The sequence below is a fragment of the Paenibacillus sp. LS1 genome (assembly GCF_026013365.1).
In the GTDB taxonomy this organism is placed as follows: domain Bacteria; phylum Bacillota; class Bacilli; order Paenibacillales; family Paenibacillaceae; genus Paenibacillus.
Map to the genome: position 1 here is coordinate 1,042,262 of NZ_JAPDOE010000002.1, position 17,745 is coordinate 1,060,006.

At 45.6% G+C, this 17,745-nt stretch carries 16 protein-coding genes; 2 read left to right on the forward strand and 14 right to left on the reverse strand.

Annotated features, from left to right (window positions below; all coding sequences use genetic code 11):
* Positions 1 to 183: 183 nt before the first annotated feature.
* Positions 184 to 1,269 carry a 3-isopropylmalate dehydrogenase gene (gene leuB / locus OM416_RS13975; protein ID WP_264930143.1) on the reverse strand — a complete coding sequence of 362 codons (1,086 nt, stop codon included), beginning with the start codon at positions 1,267 to 1,269 and terminating at the stop codon, positions 184 to 186.
* A 231-nt stretch (positions 1,270 to 1,500) separates the two neighbouring features.
* Here leuB and OM416_RS13980 point away from each other — a divergent pair, with 231 nt between their 5' ends.
* Positions 1,501 to 2,481: an aldo/keto reductase gene (locus OM416_RS13980; RefSeq protein ID WP_036669756.1), complete on the forward strand. Its 981-nt coding sequence runs from the start codon at positions 1,501 to 1,503 to the stop codon at positions 2,479 to 2,481.
* A gap of 260 nt (positions 2,482 to 2,741) precedes the next feature.
* Here OM416_RS13980 and OM416_RS13985 read toward each other — a convergent pair whose 3' ends face one another.
* The 4 genes from OM416_RS13985 to ilvB all read right to left on the reverse strand — a co-directional run bounded on the left by OM416_RS13985 (position 2,742) and on the right by ilvB (position 7,910).
* A complete protein-coding gene (locus OM416_RS13985) occupies positions 2,742 to 4,283 on the reverse strand; it encodes a 2-isopropylmalate synthase (protein WP_264930144.1) in 1,542 nt (513 codons plus the stop codon).
* 139 nt (positions 4,284 to 4,422) lie between these two features.
* On the reverse strand, positions 4,423 to 5,415 hold the full coding sequence (gene ilvC / locus OM416_RS13990) for a ketol-acid reductoisomerase (RefSeq protein ID WP_036669754.1): 993 nt from the start codon (positions 5,413 to 5,415) through the stop codon (positions 4,423 to 4,425).
* A 264-nt stretch (positions 5,416 to 5,679) separates the two neighbouring features.
* On the reverse strand, positions 5,680 to 6,162 hold the full coding sequence (gene ilvN / locus OM416_RS13995; protein ID WP_024628317.1) for an acetolactate synthase small subunit: 483 nt from the start codon (positions 6,160 to 6,162) through the stop codon (positions 5,680 to 5,682).
* A complete protein-coding gene (gene ilvB, locus OM416_RS14000; protein ID WP_264930145.1) occupies positions 6,159 to 7,910 on the reverse strand; it encodes a biosynthetic-type acetolactate synthase large subunit in 1,752 nt (583 codons plus the stop codon). The genes ilvN and ilvB overlap by 4 nt, the downstream gene beginning before the upstream one ends.
* A 604-nt stretch (positions 7,911 to 8,514) precedes the next feature.
* Here ilvB and OM416_RS14005 point away from each other — a divergent pair.
* Positions 8,515 to 8,958 (forward strand): GNAT family N-acetyltransferase, encoded by a 444-nt coding sequence (locus tag OM416_RS14005; RefSeq protein WP_413775791.1) that lies wholly within the window; start codon positions 8,515 to 8,517, stop codon positions 8,956 to 8,958.
* A gap of 6 nt (positions 8,959 to 8,964) precedes the next feature.
* Here the strand turns inward: OM416_RS14005 and OM416_RS14010 are convergent, their stop codons facing one another.
* From OM416_RS14010 to OM416_RS14050, 9 genes are all read right to left on the reverse strand, one after another.
* Positions 8,965 to 9,354: a hypothetical protein gene (locus OM416_RS14010; RefSeq protein WP_047842246.1), complete on the reverse strand. Its 390-nt coding sequence runs from the start codon at positions 9,352 to 9,354 to the stop codon at positions 8,965 to 8,967.
* A gap of 215 nt (positions 9,355 to 9,569) precedes the next feature.
* A complete protein-coding gene (locus tag OM416_RS14015; RefSeq protein ID WP_264930149.1) occupies positions 9,570 to 10,532 on the reverse strand; it encodes an ABC transporter permease in 963 nt (320 codons plus the stop codon).
* Positions 10,533 to 11,612 carry an ABC transporter permease gene (locus OM416_RS14020; protein ID WP_169478866.1) on the reverse strand — a complete coding sequence of 360 codons (1,080 nt, stop codon included), beginning with the start codon at positions 11,610 to 11,612 and terminating at the stop codon, positions 10,533 to 10,535.
* Positions 11,605 to 13,143 carry an ABC transporter ATP-binding protein gene (locus OM416_RS14025; RefSeq protein WP_062833424.1) on the reverse strand — a complete coding sequence of 513 codons (1,539 nt, stop codon included), beginning with the start codon at positions 13,141 to 13,143 and terminating at the stop codon, positions 11,605 to 11,607. The genes OM416_RS14020 and OM416_RS14025 overlap by 8 nt, the downstream gene beginning before the upstream one ends.
* Positions 13,144 to 13,326: 183 nt before the next feature.
* Positions 13,327 to 14,367: a BMP family lipoprotein gene (locus OM416_RS14030; protein WP_062833423.1), complete on the reverse strand. Its 1,041-nt coding sequence runs from the start codon at positions 14,365 to 14,367 to the stop codon at positions 13,327 to 13,329.
* A 578-nt stretch (positions 14,368 to 14,945) separates the two neighbouring features.
* A complete protein-coding gene (gene rplT, locus OM416_RS14035) occupies positions 14,946 to 15,305 on the reverse strand; it encodes a 50S ribosomal protein L20 (RefSeq protein WP_017689664.1) in 360 nt (119 codons plus the stop codon).
* Positions 15,306 to 15,393: 88 nt separating this feature from the next.
* Positions 15,394 to 15,597, reverse strand: coding sequence for a 50S ribosomal protein L35 (rpmI, locus tag OM416_RS14040; protein ID WP_017689665.1), 204 nt, complete (start codon positions 15,595 to 15,597; stop codon positions 15,394 to 15,396).
* Between the two features lie 24 nt (positions 15,598 to 15,621).
* A complete protein-coding gene (infC, locus tag OM416_RS14045; protein WP_062833422.1) occupies positions 15,622 to 16,116 on the reverse strand; it encodes a translation initiation factor IF-3 in 495 nt (164 codons plus the stop codon).
* A gap of 345 nt (positions 16,117 to 16,461) precedes the next feature.
* Complete coding sequence (locus OM416_RS14050) at positions 16,462 to 17,700, reverse strand: glycosyltransferase family 2 protein (protein ID WP_062833421.1); 1,239 nt, start codon at positions 17,698 to 17,700, stop codon at positions 16,462 to 16,464.
* Positions 17,701 to 17,745: the final 45 nt, after the last annotated feature.

The window sequence follows — 17,745 nt, forward strand, 5'->3', positions numbered from 1 at the left end:
TGAATCTTGATAACAAGTACAAGTAAAATGTTATCATCCGGACTTCCCAAAGTCAAGATTATAAACATTATTTTTTTATAATCATTATAAATAAGGATTTTTCGTGGCAAAAATGATAAAGGAACAGCCCTCTGTACATTCCATAATTGGAAACAAAGGGCTGCCTTGTTGTTGGTAATATAATTACGCTTGTTTCTGAATAGCCGCCACGATCAAATCGCCCATTTCGGTCGTGCTGATCGCTGTGCTCTTATCTACAGCAATATCACTCGTACGGTGTCCCGCGTTCAGTACATCAGATACAGCTGCTTCAATAGCGTCCGCGCCTTCTGCATAACCAAAGGTTGTGCGGAACATCAGCGCCAAAGAGAGAATGGTTGCAATCGGGTTAGCAAGGCCTTGACCTGCGATATCTGGTGCGGAACCGTGTACCGGCTCATAAAGTCCAAAGCTGCCCTCTCCCAGTGATGCAGATGCCAGCATGCCGATGGAACCCGTCAGCATCGCTGCTTCATCACTCAGGATATCTCCGAACATATTTTCTGTTACGATGACATCAAAGCTGGCTGGACGGCGCAGCAATTGCATCGCGCAGTTGTCCACAAGTACATGTTCCAGTTCAACATCCGGATAATCCGGTGCTACCCGGTTCACGACTTCACGCCAGAGACGGGAAGTTTCCAATACGTTGGCTTTGTCTACCGAAGCCAGCTTTTTGCGACGTCCTTGCGCAATCTCGAACGCCTGACGAACGATCCGCTCCACTTCCGTTACATTATATGCACAAGTATCTACCGCCTCTTCGCCCTGTGCACTTTCACGTCTGAACTTCTCACCGAAGTAGATCCCACCAGTCAACTCACGTACCACCATCAGATCCGTACCTTCCAGTACTTCAGGCTTCAGAGTTGAAGCATCCTTCAGGCAATCAAATACGACAGCCGGACGCAGGTTGGAGAACAATCCGAGCGCTTTACGAATACCCAGCAAGCCTGTTTCCGGACGAAGTTCCTTGCTGTTGTTATCCCATTTTGGACCGCCAACCGCTCCAAGCAGAACCGCATCTGCACCTTTACATACCGTCAGTGTTTCTTCTGGAAGAGGTGTGCCCTTCTCATCAATCGCGATTCCACCAAACAACGCATGCTCTGTCTCAAAACGGTAACCGAATACTTCCTCTGTACGTTTAAGAACTTTCTCAGCCTCAGCTACGACTTCAGGACCGATTCCGTCACCTGCAATAACTGCAATTTTTTTTACGTCTGCCATGGGTTGTCCACTCCTTATATTTCATTCATTAATTATTCATAAAGTAACGTCTCATATTAACTCTCTCTTTTGTATCATATTCCAAGGTCATTTGACCAAGATATACAATCTATGACTTTAATAGATTTTACCTATAAGCTAATAGAGATTAGCTTCCACAAGTTGTTCCGACCCTCCCGGTAGGGTAAAATATAGCTGAATTCAAATCAGTACGCAGGAGGGATAGTTAACATGCAATATTCGTATTTGGGTAAATCAGGCCTTAAGGTCAGCCGAATCTGTCTTGGTACCATGAATTTCGGGCCTGCTACAGATGAGAAAGAAGCTTTCCGTATTATGGACGCAGCACTCGATGCAGGCGTGAACTTTTTTGATACCGCTAACATCTACGGCTGGGGTGAGAATTCCGGACTTACCGAAGAAATTATCGGACGCTGGTTCAATCAGGGCGGTGGCAGACGTGAAAAAGTAGTGCTGGCTACCAAGGTCTATGGCTCCATGCATGATGATACAGACGGCCCCAACAACGAAGCCGGACTATCCGCCTATAAAATCAGACGTCATCTGGAGGGTTCCCTCCGCCGCTTGCAGACGGATCATATCGAACTATACCAGATGCACCATGTAGACCCTGCCATATCATGGGATGAGCTGTGGGGTTCGTTCGAGAATGCGGTTCATCAGGGTAAAATCGGTTATGTAGGATCAAGTAACTTTGCTGCATGGCAGATTGCAATTGCTCAAAGCGAGGCCAAGAATCGCCACTTCCTCGGTCTGGTGTCCGAACAACATAAATATAGCCTTAACTGTCGTTTGCCTGAACTGGAAGTATTGCCTGCCGCCAAAGAGCTGGGTCTCGGCGTCATCCCATGGAGTCCACTGGATGGTGGATTACTGGGACGTAATGCGCTGCAGAAGCTGGAAGGAACACGTAGCGGAGGTATCGCTGGACGGATCGAGCAGCAGCAAACTCAACTTGAAGACTTCGCAGCACTGTGTCGTGATCTCGGTGAACCACAGGATACAGTGGCTTTGGCCTGGGTTGCAGCCAATCCCGCAGTGACTGCCCCGATTATCGGACCGCGTACACTGGAGCAGTTTGAAACTGCACTCAAATGTCTGGATGTGACTTTGGATGAAGCCGTGCTCAAACGTCTGGATGAGATTTTCCCGGGTCCAGGTGGACATGCACCTAATGCTTATGCGTGGTAATAGCTCGATAGCGTAAGCCAATGTAATAGATAACCGTATAACATGCACTGTGTTCCACTGCCATAATCATATAAATAAAAGCAAAAGAGTCTGACCCTCCATAAGAGAGTCAGACTCTTTACGCACCTCACTGAACAGAGCAAAGCAGGGCGAAAAATCTTCTATATCCATTAAGATTAAGACAGATCATCCTGGCAGTTTACATGCGTTCCAGCTTGAAGTTCAGTTCAATGAAGGATTCGTGCTTGCTGCACCGGAACTTACAGGTTCACGTTTACACGGTTCGTATATGTTTTGCGTTTCTCAATCAATTGGTTCAGACCGTCCACATAGGCACGTGCACTTGCACCCAGTATATCCGTGCTCACGCCACGACCTTGTACCGAAACCTGATTTTGAGTCAGCACAACATGTACTTCACCCAATGCATCCTTACCGTGCGTTACCGATTTGATGGAATAGTCAGACAAAGTTACCTCTTCCCCACTCACCAGATCAATCGCATTGTAGATTGCATCTACCGATCCATTACCCTCTGCTTGCTTCTCAACCGTATCCCCGTCAAGCGTCGCAATGCGAACTTTGGCCGTTGGTACCGATTCATCTCCGTACGTAACGAAGATCGATTCCAGTTTATACACCTCAGGTGCATCCTGCAATTTCTCTTCAATTACCGCGAGCAGATCTTCGTCAGTCACTTCTTTCTTCTTATCAGCCAGATCTTTGAACTGGGCAAAAGCACGATTCAACGCTTCTTCTTCCAGCTCATATCCCAGATCAATCAACCGCTCACGGAACGCATGACGACCGGAATGTTTGCCCAGTACGAGTTTACTTTCTTTCAGACCAATGGACTCTGGAGTCATGATCTCGTACGTGGTTTTTTCCTTCAGCATACCGTCTTGGTGAATGCCGGATTCATGTGCGAAGGCGTTTGCTCCAACAATGGCTTTGTTTCCAGGCACAACCATACCTGTCAAACGGCTAACCAGACGACTGGTCCGTGCAATCTCAGACAACTGCAGCGATGTTTTCGCCTGGAAAAATTCCTGACGTGTCTCCAGCGCCATAGCAATCTCTTCAATCGCCGTGTTCCCTGCACGTTCACCAATGCCATTGATCGTACCTTCGATCTGATCGGCTCCATTGAGAATGGCTGCAAGTGTGTTGGCTGTCGCCATACCCAAGTCATTATGACAGTGGGCACTCAGCTGTACCTTTTCAATACCGTGCACATTCTCCTTGAGATGTTTGAAAATGTTTCCGTATTCATATGGGCTCAGGTAGCCGACCGTATCCGGAATATTCACCACGGCCGCACCCTCTTCAACAGCCATATTCACCATTTCTACGAGGAAATCATACTCGGTACGACCTGCATCCTCAAGTGAGAATTCGATCTTCGAGAATGTTTTCTTCGCATAACGAATTGCGGAACGAGCTGTATCCAGTACTTGCGCTTTGTCCATACGCAATTTATGTTGACGGTGAATAGGTGAAGTTGCCAGGAAAACGTGGATGCACGGATCCTGTGCACCTTTAAGTGCTTCCTTAACTGCATCAATATCTTGCTCTCTGGAACGGGACAAGCCAATTACGGTCACATTTTTGACCGCATTTGCGACTGCATTGACAGCTGCCAGGTCGCCTGGAGATGCCGCCGGGAAACCAGTTTCCATCCGGTCAATGCCAAGCCGCTCGAGCTGATGGGCAATTTCCACCTTTTCACGAGTGTTCAGATTGACTCCCGGGGATTGCTCTCCATCACGCAGCGTTGTGTCAAATACATAGATTTTACGCACGCTTCGCACCTCCTGTACTTGTATTATATTGTTTCTCTGAACCAGCAATAGCGGCTCACGCATAAGCACGGCCGCTATTCCCAGTTAAAGCTCTAAGTTTACTTGAATGCCTTAAAGTGCATGTTTTAAAATTTAATGCTTACTTCTTGATCCAGTGCATCATCTCACGCAATTGTCCGCCAACCACTTCGATTGGGTGTTCAGCTTCGTTACGACGAGTTGCTGTCAAGAATGCACGTCCGGATTGGTTCTCCAGGATAAAGTCGCGTGCGAATTTACCTTGTTGGATATCCGTCAGAACTTCTTTCATTGCTTTCTTCGTATCTTCAGTTACAACGCGAGGTCCAGTTACATAGTCACCGTACTCAGCTGTGTTACTGATGGAATCACGCATGCTTGAAAGTCCGCCTTCATACATCATGTCAACGATCAGCTTCAGTTCGTGCAGACATTCGAAGTATGCCATTTCAGGAGCGTAACCCGCTTCTGTCAATGTTTCGAATCCAGCTTTTACCAACGCACTCACGCCACCACACAGAACCGCTTGCTCACCGAACAAATCTGTTTCTGTTTCTTCACGGAAAGAAGTTTCGATAACCCCTGCGCGTGTACAACCGATACCTTTAGCATATGCCAAACCGATTTCTTTAGCTTTACCCGTTGCATCTTGCTCGATCGCGATCAGGCCCGGTACACCAAAACCTTCCACATAAGTACGACGTACCATGTGACCAGGAGACTTAGGAGCTACCAGCAATACATCGCTGTTTTTTGGAGCAACGATTTGACCGAAATGAACGTTGAAACCGTGTGAGAAGAGCAATGCTGCGCCTTCTTTGAGGTTTGGTTCGATTTCGTTTTTGTATACAGAAGCTTGAGTTTCGTCAGGCAGCAAGATTTGAACTACATCTGCGCGGCTTGTTGCTTCAGCCGGGGACAGAACTTCAAATCCGTCATTTTTTGCAGTGTCGAAGGATTTACCTTCACGAAGTCCGATGACTACGTTCAATCCGCTATCACGAAGGTTTTGGGCTTGGGCGTGGCCCTGGCTACCATAACCGATTACCGCGATCGTTTTTCCTTTCAATACGTTAAGCTCTGCATCCTGTTCATAATAAGTAGTTACTGGCATGTTTATAAGTCCTCCTTTGTATTGTAAAGAACCCTTCATTAATGAGCGGGTGTCTCAATGGACCGGCTCGCTTGGTGTGTCGAAAGCGTCTCTGGTCTGATCCGATCCGTTCAGACACCCGCCCATTAATGCGGGAATGTAGCTATATTTTCAAGCGTTACATCACTAAAATGTTACATTACAACTGTTAAGGGACTGACACTCTCACATAAGATCAACTATATATGTTAGCTAACCGTCGCCCCTTTTTTATTCATTATAACCTTATACGTTGCCGCGTACCAATGCAGTTATGCCTGTACGAGATAATTCGCGAATGCCGTATGGCTTGAGCAATTCAATCATCGCATCAATTTTATCCGTATCTCCGACTACCTGGACAATCAGGCTGCCTGGACCAACATCTACAACGGATGCGCGGAATGTTTCCACCACACCCAGAATTTCTGGACGTTCGGAAGGCTCAGCTTTTACCTTAATCAATGCAAGTTCACGAGCTACCATCGGTTTCAGGCTGAAATCAACCACTTTAATGACATCGATGATTTTGTACAATTGTTTCTCAATCTGCTCCAGTGTTTTATCGTCACCAATGGTGACAATAACCATCCGGGAGAGTCCGGGTTCTTCCGATTGACCTACTGTAATACTCTCAATGTTAAATCCGCGTCGACCGAACAACCCTGATACACGCTGAAGGACACCTGGCTGATCGTTTACCAATATTGAAATCGTATGTCTAATCATTCCTCAGCATCCCCCATCAACATTTGATCAATTGTTGCCCCCTGCGGAACCATTGGATACACATTTTCATCCTTGCGTACTACGAATTCGACAACGACTGGTCCTGGTGTATCCAGAGCTTCCTGCCAAGCACGCGCCGCTTCTTCTTTATTCGTTGCACGCAATCCTTTCACGCCATATGCTTCAGCCAGTTTTACAAAATCCGGACTTCCTGCCAGATCAATGTGGCTGTAACGGTTCTCATAGATGAGTTCCTGCCATTGGCGAACCATTCCGAGTACCTGATTGTTAATGATCACAATTTTTACCGGTATATTGTTAATGGCACAGATTGCGAGTTCTTGGGAACACATCTGCATTCCGCCATCACCGTTAATGGAGATAACGAGTCTGTCCGGATTGGCCATCTGAGCACCAATGGCAGAAGGGAATCCAAAGCCCATCGTTCCGAGACCACCCGAAGTTACCCATGAACGTGGTTGATTAAACTTATAATATTGTGCTGCCCACATCTGATGTTGTCCCACATCCGTAGTCACAATCGCTTCACCTTTGGTTGTATCATTCAACATTTCAACAACCCACTGCGGTTTCAGCACTTCGTCTGAATCCGTATAGCTGTAAGGCTTCTCTTGTTTCCACTGCTTGATCTGGTCTCTCCATGCATCTGCACGCTCTGCACGTCCAACTTCTTTGTTGGCTATTTCAAGTACCGTCTTCACATCACCAACGATTGGAATATCGGTTGCAATGTTTTTACCAATCTCAGCCGGATCAATATCGATATGAACGATTTTGGCATGTGGAGCGAATCCGTCAAGCTTACCCGTTACCCGATCATCGAATCGTGCCCCGATGTTAATCAGCAGATCCGACTGTTGGATGGCCAGGTTGGATGTGTATGTTCCGTGCATTCCCGGCATCCCTGTCCATAGTTCATGCCCACTTGGGAATGCACCAAGACCCAGAAGGGTTGTCGTAATTGGAATGCCTGTCTTCTCAACAAACTCGAACAGTTCTTCATGTCCTCCCGAGTATACCACACCGCCACCGGCCAGAATCATTGGACGTTCTGCTTCCTGAATGGCCTGAGCCAAACGGTCAACTTGCAGTTTGTTTGGTACTGTCCGTGGATTGTACCCTCTTAATGTAACAGGTTCAGTACTCGGTTCAAACAAGGTTTTGTTGGCTGAGACATCTTTCGGAATGTCGATCAGTACAGGACCTTTACGGCCGGTGTTGGCAATATGGAATGCCTCATGAATGATACTCGACAAATCTTTAACATCTTTTACCAGATAGCTGTGTTTGGTGATCGGCATTGTAATCCCGGTAATATCCGCTTCCTGGAAAGCATCCGAGCCAATCAGGCTGGAATTGACATTTCCCGTAATGACAACCAGCGGCACGGAATCCATATATGCCGTGGCTATTCCAGTAACCAGATTGGTTGCTCCCGGCCCGGAGGTAGCGATACAAACACCGACTTTGCCGCTTGCACGTGCATATCCGTCAGCTGCATGAATTGCACCTTGTTCGTGACGGGTTAAGACGTGTTTGAAGTCCTCGAAACCATACATTGCATCGTAAATGTACAACACTGCGCCACCCGGGTAACCAAATACGCAATCCACACCTTCAAGCAACAAGCTTCTCAGCAAAATCTCGGAACCGCTAATGACCTCCGGCTTCATCCATTTTTCACGTAATTCATCTGTCGATCGTACTTCTGGAATTTGAGCTCCCATTAGTCATCCTCCTCTCGAAATTTACACCATTCTGACATTTAAAGTTACAAAAAAAACCTTCCATCCCCTGCAAACAAGTTCATGCTTGCGAGGGACGAAAGGTTATCGCTTCCGTGGTACCACCCAACTTTGTCCGAAATTTCGCAATAACGGACCTTACCAGGTACAACAAAACGAATAGCTCAAACGAACATAGTCGTTTCCCATACCTGTTGTCTGTAACGCAGACATACGATTTTCCCTAATACGCGAAAGGAGTGACATCCAGTGCTTTTCAGGAAAACAGCTCCGAGGTGAGCTCGTATATAAGGGATAATGGTGGTGGTTTCAGCAATTCCAGCCACTCTCTGAGCAAAAGAGCCCTTAAAACTTCGTCCTCTTCATAGCCGATGAAATATTCTCGTTAAATGTTAGGAACATTATATGATTCCTCTAACCGATAAGTCAATACCTGTTTTGCATAAAAATTCAGAGCACCTTCCATCCTCCCTCTTCAGCCTTTAAGGTTGCCCTAATCCCAGCGCTTCATTCAGTCACCTTTTATCTTGCTTCGGGCATAGGATATACGAGCAGCACGACTGGTCCTGAAAGGAGGCTCCGCATGGTGATTCGGCAACGCACATCCAAGCTGGATGATGGCGCCATCATGAAGCTGATTGACACTCAACTTGTGCCTCTCTCACACATGAGTGAAAAAGAAATTAATAAAATACGCAAAGAAATACCCCTGCGAATGAACAGGGGCATAACCTTTGTTGTCTCGCCGGAGCCAGACAAAGCTGCTGTCGCATTCATCCATTTTCTCATGCATGGGGAACTTCTATATGTCGATATGATGGCTGTTAGTCCGAAAGAGCAACGCAAACGTTACGGGCAAACTTTGTTACTCAAAGCAGAGAGCTTTGCGGCATCGCGGGGTTGTAAAAGATCGAAAGTCATGGTGGATGAAGGCAATACCAAAGGACTTCAGTTTTATCAAAAAAATGGATATCATGCGATTCGATACGTTATGATAAGCCGCTGCTACGAATTGGAAAAAACACTATAGAATGTCCTAGAAAAATCCTGGCGGGCGTGGACCTGGACCATAAGGACCGAATCCAGGACCAGGTCCATATCCACCACCAGGTCCTCCAGGTCCATATCCCGGTCCGTAGCCTGGACCATATCCAGGGCCTGGTTTTGGTCCAGGTCCATATCCGGGACCGAAGCCGGGACCACCTCCATAAGCATAAGGCAGTGTGGCAATAGCAAGCAGATCAAACAATACCAGTGGCAGAATCGCTTTTGTACGTACTTTTTTGCCATTCAAACGCTTGAGTACCAGTTTGTTGCCCGATACTTTCAACAGCTTTCCCGTAACCCGAGTGCCGTCTTTTTTGATTGCAACAATATTTTTGCCTATTAATTTCATCGCTTCATCACGCGTAACTTGTTGTTTCATACTTTCCCCTCCTCCTCGGATCGTTCAAAACAGTGTATTCGTCCATGACTGGATTCGCCTGTTTCTTTGTCCCTACCTGAAAATATGGGTATCTGCACGAGAACCAAGTTAAGCGTGTCAAAGTCGATGGGCGTTCATAAAAACAAAAAAAAGGCCCGCACAAAGCGGACCCTTTATCAAAACTCTGAATAGCTAAACTGATATGGAGAAGGTTGTTACCTTTTACCCGGATCATATGCTTCACCGAGTGCAGACGGAGCCGAAGAACGTCCAACCGCTGCAACGAGAACGATGATGGTAAGCAGGTAAGGCAACATAAAAATAATTTCCTGGGGAATACTTTGTGACCATTCGAACAACTGTACATAGTTTCGGATCGCTTGTGAGAATCCGAAGAACACAGCAGCACCAAAGGCACCAATCGGGTTCCACTTACCAAAGATCATAGCTGCAATGGCAATATAACCTTGGCCGGAAACCGTATTGTGTGAGAATGTACCCGTAGTCGTCAACGTAATCGCAGCTCCACCAATAGCCGCAAGCGCACCACTGATCATAACGCCAATATAGCGATAACGAAGCACTTTAACGCCTACCGTATCAGCCGCACTTGGATGTTCACCAACAGAACGAAGGCGCAGACCAAATGGCGTTTTAAACATGATGTAATACGTCAGGAATACGAATAACATGGCCAGATATGTCGTTGGATATACGTTCTTAAAGAAGGCTTCTCCAAGCAAAGGAATGTCTTTCAAGAATGGCACATCAAACTTGCTGAAGCCTTGAACCAACGGTGAATCACCAGAACCTTCAAACAACAGTTTAACCAAGTACAACGTACTTCCTGCTGCCAAAAAGTTAATAACGATACCACTGATAATCTGGTCTGCCTTAAATGTGATAGACGCAACGGCATGAATCAGAGATACCAGTACGCCCAATACAATCGCGAGCAAAACCCCCATCCAGGCCGATGTCGTTCCACCCATGCCCGCTTCTTGAGCATAATGCGCCCCGATTCCAGCTGCAAAGGCACCAAAGACCATAAAACCTTCAAGTCCAAGGTTGGTTACACCTGATTTTTCCGAAAAAATTCCGCCGAGTGATGCAAAAATCAATGCCGTAGCAAAGACAAGCGTCGTATTGATAATTTGCCCAATTGTCAACAAGTCCATCTACAACACCTTCTCTTTCTTACGCTTCGAATAGAACGGTTTAAGTATCCAGCGCACGATGCCTTGTGCCGCAATGAAGAAGATAATCGAACCGATCACAATCCGAATAATCTCAGGCGGAACATCCGCAGCAAAACTCATACCTGCAGATCCGTACGTGAGGGTACCGAACAGCACTGCCCCCAATAACACCCCAAACGGATGATTCAAACCAATCAGGGCAACCGCAATTCCGTCAAAACCTGTTCCCGGTGAACCCGACATTACAGTCTGGTACTGGAACACCCCAAGCACCTGGAATGCACCACCAAGACCGGCAAGCATACCACTGATGAACATCGCTTTTACGATATTTCGGTTAACATGCATACCTGCATATTCAGCCGCATTAGGGTTGTAACCTACCGCGCGGATTTCATAACCCTGTTTTGTTTTCCACATATAGATATAAAAGAGCACAGCCATCACAATGGCAATCAACGTTCCCATGTGTACACGGGAGTTGCCCATCAGTTCAGAGAGCCATGTCAAACTAATCGAAGCCGATTCGCTGATATTCACGGAACGATTCTCACCTTTTAACAGCAAGAATTGGCGAACGATAAGGTTGGCCAAATACAGACCAATCCAGTTCAACATGATACTACTGATAACTTCATTGACCCCACGTGCTGCTTTCAGATAACCAGCAATCGCGGCCCAAAGACCACCAAACAATGCACCGGCAATCAAAGCCAGTGGCGCATGGAGGTAGATCGGCAAACCTGCAAACTTAACACCAACAAATGTTGCAGCTGTCATACCGACGAGAAATTGACCTTCTCCCCCGATGTTGAACAGCCCTGCACGTGATGCAAATGCAAATGCAAGTCCAGTCATGATCAGTGGTGTCATTTCACGTACCGCTTCACCAAAGTTGTACATGTCTCCAAATACCTTGGTGAACAATGCGCCATAGGCTTCAATCGGATTGTAACCACCGATCAGCATGACAACCCCACCGAGAATCAGACCCATAACAATGGCGACTACAGGCAAAATAAATGAATCTCGGGTAAACCATTTCAATACGTTATTCATGCGCAGTACCTCTCTTTTGGGTGCTGCCCGCCATCATCAAGCCGAGCTCCCTGTCATTGGTTTCTTCCGGCAGCACCTCGCCAACGATCTGACCTTCATAGATAACAGCAATTCGGTCAGATACATTGATAATCTCATCAAGCTCAAATGAAATCAGCAGAACAGCCTTGCCTTGATCGCGTTGTGCAATCAATTGCTTTTGCACGAACTCAATAGCCCCTACGTCCAAACCACGCGTTGGTTGGGCAGCAATAAGCAGTTCAGGGTTTTTATCCACCTCACGGGCGATAATGGCCTTCTGCTGGTTTCCTCCGGACAAGGAACGAGCTTTGGTCTCGATGCTTGGTGTACGCACGTCAAATGCCTCCACAAGCCGCTTCGCCTGCTTTTTGATCGCATCGAAGTTAAGGAACCCTTTACGTGTGTATGGTGCCTTATAGTACGATTCCAGAACAATATTTTCACTCACTGAAAAATCAAGTACAAGTCCGTGTTTATGTCGATCTTCCGGAATGTGGGCTACACCCGACTCCGAAATATGGCGCGGAGAATGATTGGACAGCTCCTTGCCCTCCAAACGAATCGAACCACTCTCGACTTTACGAAGTCCGGTAAGGGCTTCAATCAGTTCACTTTGACCGTTACCATCCACGCCTGCGATTCCGACAATCTCCCCCGCACGTACATTCAGGTTTAGTTGGTTCAGAACTGCAATGCCTTCTTTATTCTTGGCGGTTAGTTTGCTGACCTCGAGCACATTGGCTCCAGGTGTAGCCGGCTTTTTGTCCACTTTGAATGTGACATTCCGACCTACCATTTTCTCAGCCAGTTCATTTGGATTGGTTTCCGATGTTTTGACCGAATCAATCACTTTACCTCGACGGATAATCGTTACCGTGTCAGAGATCTCCATGATCTCTTTCAGTTTGTGCGTGATCAGAATAATCGATTTGCCTTCGGCAACGAGCTTCTTCATGATGGTCATCAGTTCTTTGATCTCTTGAGGAGTCAATACGGCTGTAGGCTCGTCAAAAATCAAAATATCTGCACCGCGATACAACGTTTTAACAATCTCTACACGTTGCTGCATTCCGACAGAGATATCATGAATTTTGGCATGAGGATTCACCTTGAGTCCATACTGTTCGGACAGACGCTGAACTTCAGCAGCTGCTTTTTTATAGTTAATATTGAGACCCTTCGTTGGTTCAGATCCCAAAATAATGTTCTCTGTTACCGTGAACGGCTGTACAAGCTTAAAGTGCTGATGCACCATGCCGATGCCAAGATCGATCGCTCGGTTAGGGCTGTCGATGATGACAGGCTTGCCATTCACTTCAATGGAACCTTCATCTGGCTGATAGAGACCAAATACAATATTCATCAACGTTGACTTACCAGCGCCATTTTCGCCCAGTAGCGCATGGATCTCGCCTTTACGAAGCTGAAGGCTGATGGCGTCGTTGGCAACAATGCCTGGGAAACGCTTCGTAATTTGTTTTAACTCAACGACGGGGGTTGCTGCACCCATGTAATCACCCTTATAACTGATATAGTGTGGTTCCGCAAACGAAAGAAAAGCTCCTACCGGAGCGTTGATACACAGTGACCTTGTACAATTGTTATGATGACTTGATCAAATGTTCCTGTTCTTGCAGTCATAAGGCCGGTCAAGACCGGCCCCAATGATTATTCTTTTGCTACGAAGATCAAATTACTCAGTAGGTACTTTGATTTCGCCGCTGATGATTTTTTCTTTGTACTCTTCTACTTTTGCAAGTATATCAGCAGATACGTTGGCAGTAGAAGTATCAGCAATACCTACGCCGTTTTCTTTCAACGTCAGGTTCTCGGAACCGCCAGCAAATGTACCGTCGATTACTTCTTGGTTAACGCGCTTAACAGCTTCGTCAACTTTTTTGATCATGGAAGTCAAAGTGATCTCATCACCAAACTCAAGAGATTGGTCTTTGTCAACACCGATAACCCATACATCTTGACCTTGTTTCTTACGAGCACTTGCTTCGTTAAACACACCGTTACCTGTCGCGCCAGAAGCGTGGAAGATAATATCTACGCCTTCATTGTAAAGTGTTGCTGCTGCTGCTTTACCAAGGTCAGGTTTATCAAATGCACCTGTGTAGTTAGAAATGAATTGAGCATCAGGGTTAACTGCTTTAACGCCTTCTCTGAATCCTACTTCAAACTTTTTGATCAGTGGGCTTTCCATACCGCCTACAAAACCAATTTTGTTCGTTTTTGTTGTCAGACCGGCAACAACACCAACCAAGAAAGATCCTTCTTCTTCAGCAAAAGTTACGGACTTAACATTAGGAGAATCCACTACGCTGTCAATGATCGCGAGTTTTGCATCGGCGTTTTGGTCAGCAACCGTTTTGATTGCATCAGCCAATTGGAAACCGATACCCCAAGTCAGATCATATCCGCCTTTAACGAATTCGTTCAGGTTAGGAATGTACTCTTCATCGGATTTACTTTGCAGGTATTTAACTGCAGTACCTGTTTCTGTTTCAGTCGCTTGCAAAGCTTCCCAAGCGGATTGGTTAAAGGATTTGTCATTAACTCCACCTACGTCAGTAACCATACCGATTTTGAGATCGGATTTAGTTTCAGTGGATGTGCCACCTGTATCTCCTCCGGCATTTGTTTCTTCTTTCGGTTTGCTACCGCAACCTGCGAGCATAACCGATACCGCCAGCAACATTACCAAAGACAAGCTGAGCATCTTTTTCATTTTCTCTTTTTCCCCCTTAATGATATATCCTCATTCCAATCCAGCCCACATTTGAACGGTTAACAGATAGCAGGAATGACTTTTATGCAGAATGTATGGTTTCTTCGACATTAAAAGCGCATTCTCACCCTTAAAGCATCCAATCATCTGTCGAAAAACCGAACATTATGACATGGAGAGAAAAATTAGGACTAGCCTACTAGAGGTGATTATACAATCAACCAGTGTTAAAATCCAGATGTTTCATCACCAAATATCACATTTTTTTGTTCTTTTTTTATTGAAAACGCTTAATATTTTAGCGATTTAACACACTAACGTTACAGTGATGTGATGTTATATAACAAAAACATACCGCAGACTTTAGTGATGATTGGAGTTCCCCTGTTTTTATTTGTATTATTTCACCGTTCGTATTTTATGTATTCCCATGGTCTGTTATTCACCAGTCATCTGGTTTCATTGTTCCCTTTCAGACTATAGCCTATTCGCTCTACTCATTCAGAGATTCACTTTCAGATTTCTTCCAAGCCGTAAAAAAAGCCGCCATATAGGTACGGCGGCTTGTATCATACAATTTAAGCGTTGATTTTGCCTTTAGCTACAGTAGCCAAAGAGTTGAACGCATTGATGTCGTTAACGGCCAGATCAGCCAACATTTTGCGGTTCATGTCTACTCCAGCAAGTTTCAAACCATGGATCAGTTTGTTGTAAGACAAACCATTCATACGTGCTGCAGCATTGATACGAACGATCCACAGTCTGCGGAAGTTACGTTTCGTGTTGCGACGGTCACGGTATGCGTATACCAGGGATTTCATTACTTGCTCGTTAGCTGTTTTAAAAATACGGTGTTTGGAACCGAAATAACCTCTTGCCAGTTTCAAAACCTTTTTATGACGACGACGTACTACAAAACCGCCTTTTACTCTTGCCATATTAAAGAACCTCCCAAATAAATATAAATGTATCCGTGGTATGTGTACGGCCGTAGCCGATCCCCCATACGGAATGTACTAATTAGAATTAGCCTTTCAAGTTAGCCAAACCTTGTTTCAAACGTCTAACATCCCCGGCAGCCATAACTGGGTTACCGTTCAGAACGCGCTTAGCACGTTTGGATTTGTGGGAAAGCAAGTGGTTTTTGTGAGCTTTGTAACGAAGGACTTTACCGGAACCGGTAATTTTGAAGCGTCCTTTCAAACTGCTGTGTGTTTTCATTTTAGGCATTTTGTGTTTCCTCCTCCAATGTTATCAGGCTTTAGGAGCCAAAATCATGATCATACTGCGGCCTTCCAATTTCGGTTGACGTTCAATAGTACAAAGTTCTGCAACTTCTACCTTTACGCGTTCCAAAATCCGTTGACCAATCGCGGCATGTGCAATTTCACGTCCGCGGTAACGAACAGAACATTTCACTTTGTCGCCTTCGTTCAAAAACTTAACTACATTACGAAGCTTCGTTTGATAATCGTGCTCCTCAATATTGGAACGGAACCATACTTCTTTAATGTCAACAATTTTCTGGTTCTTACGGGCTTCTTTTTCTTTCTTTTGTTGCTCATAGCGGAATTTGCCATAGTCCATGATGCGACACACCGGCGGTTTAGCCTGTGGTGCCACATTGACCAGATCCAAATTCAGGTCAATCGCCATTTGCAGTGCTTCGCGAATGGGCGTAATCCCAATTTGTTCTCCTTCAGCTCCGACAAGGCGTACTTCCTTCGCCCGAATCTCATCATTAATCATGTGATCTTTACTAATAACCGTCCACCTCCAGGTCATTTTGAATATCCTGTTACACAAAAATAAAAGGGATGCCGGTCAAGCTACCGACATCCCTGTAATCAACACAATTCTTCATGAGTATACACTTCATAAATTATTGGGATCGTTGACCAGCCAACATCATGTTGATCAGGTGAGAAGTCGGACTTCTACTTGTGATTCCATTGCTATTCGTTTCAAAGCCGTTTTAAAGCACTTGAATACTATAACATTCACGAAATGCATTGTCAACATCTCTACAACTTTATTTTCTGAAATTATACATTTGTTATATGCGATGCCGACAAAGTCAAGCTTGCATGTTCCTTACCCTTGTTTGCTCTGTACCTCATCCAAGCGCACAACACGCGTGTGTTGGGTGTGACTCCACTGTTTGTTGTTCTGCGTAAAGAAAGCGTAGAACGTGATCGGGTACCATGACAGCAGGTATATCGGGAACAGAATCAGATATAGATAAACTTTGGCAAAGGTAACCTTCTCCAGCGCCATGGACAACAGGAACGTCAGAATATTCAGGCCAATGGCCACGAATCCAACCCATAACGGGAAGTATCCATAAATATTCGCAATGTGCGGACCGTTGAATATTGCCATGTCTACCCACATCGCAGCAGTCATCAGGAATGTAAGCAATACAACATAGACATTGGCTCCATAGATAGCAAGGTCGAATTTCACCAAGCTTCTTTCCTTAATGGACTGCCAGAGCAGTGGGAAGAAGTATCTACGTGCAACTGTAAAGTGACCTTGCATCCAGCGGAGACGTTGTCGCGCTGAAGCTTTGAACGTTAATGGCTTCTCATCAAATACTTTGGCATCATAGTTGAAAACAGGATACACATTACGTTGCACACTGCGCATCGTAAACTCCAGATCCTCTACCAGACTTGTTGCGCCCCAGCCAATTTCCTTCAACAGGTTGGTCTCGAAGCACATTCCGGTACCTCCGAGGAAGTTCGCCATATTCAAGTTATGACGAGACAACTGCCATAGACGGTTAATGTACCAGTAAGATACACCGTATGCTGCAGTGATCCAGGAATCCTCCGGATTTTTCGTATCAATGTATCCTTGGATAACACGCGAACCATTGTTCAAGTCATCATTCATCTCAAGCAAGAAGTTACGGTCAACCAGGTTATCCGCGTCAAACATAACAACTGCGTCATACTGACGTGGCAATTTCCACAGGTATTTAAGCATCCATTCGATGGCATACCCTTTACCTCTCAGATCGGCGTTGGTACGTACACAGGCATTCAACCCATGTTCTCTGACAATTTGAGCCGTTCCATCCGTACAGTTGTCACAGATGACGAACACATCATACAGATCTTCAGGATAATCAAGTTGTTTCAAGTTCTCCATCAAGGCACCAATGACCTGTTCCTCATTGTGTGCTGCGACGAGTACAGCGAATGATTTTGTCGCCGGATAATGTTTCTTTTTCTTTTTCTTAATCAGACCGAACAGCGAAAACGTGAATTGGTACACGGCTAGCAGTGCCAGAATGACCTGCATCGTGACGAATATAGCGTCCAACATCGTTCTCTGTTACCCCCTTTTTTTCAAAACCCAGTTTACTCAAGC

Coding starts and splice junctions, on each gene's coding strand:
- leuB (WP_264930143.1), bottom strand. CDS start 1,269: ATGGCAGACGTAAAAAAAATTGCAGTTATTGCAGGTGACGGAATCGGT.
- OM416_RS13980 (WP_036669756.1), top strand. CDS start 1,501: ATGCAATATTCGTATTTGGGTAAATCAGGCCTTAAGGTCAGCCGAATC.
- ilvC (WP_036669754.1), bottom strand. CDS start 5,415: ATGCCAGTAACTACTTATTATGAACAGGATGCAGAGCTTAACGTATTG.
- ilvN (WP_024628317.1), bottom strand. CDS start 6,162: ATGATTAGACATACGATTTCAATATTGGTAAACGATCAGCCAGGTGTC.
- ilvB (WP_264930145.1), bottom strand. CDS start 7,910: ATGGGAGCTCAAATTCCAGAAGTACGATCGACAGATGAATTACGTGAA.
- OM416_RS14010 (WP_047842246.1), bottom strand. CDS start 9,354: ATGAAACAACAAGTTACGCGTGATGAAGCGATGAAATTAATAGGCAAA.
- OM416_RS14015 (WP_264930149.1), bottom strand. CDS start 10,532: ATGGACTTGTTGACAATTGGGCAAATTATCAATACGACGCTTGTCTTT.
- OM416_RS14020 (WP_169478866.1), bottom strand. CDS start 11,612: ATGAATAACGTATTGAAATGGTTTACCCGAGATTCATTTATTTTGCCT.
- OM416_RS14025 (WP_062833424.1), bottom strand. CDS start 13,143: ATGGGTGCAGCAACCCCCGTCGTTGAGTTAAAACAAATTACGAAGCGT.
- OM416_RS14030 (WP_062833423.1), bottom strand. CDS start 14,367: ATGAAAAAGATGCTCAGCTTGTCTTTGGTAATGTTGCTGGCGGTATCG.
- rplT (WP_017689664.1), bottom strand. CDS start 15,305: ATGGCAAGAGTAAAAGGCGGTTTTGTAGTACGTCGTCGTCATAAAAAG.
- rpmI (WP_017689665.1), bottom strand. CDS start 15,597: ATGCCTAAAATGAAAACACACAGCAGTTTGAAAGGACGCTTCAAAATT.
- infC (WP_062833422.1), bottom strand. CDS start 16,116: ATGATTAATGATGAGATTCGGGCGAAGGAAGTACGCCTTGTCGGAGCT.
- OM416_RS14050 (WP_062833421.1), bottom strand. CDS start 17,700: ATGTTGGACGCTATATTCGTCACGATGCAGGTCATTCTGGCACTGCTA.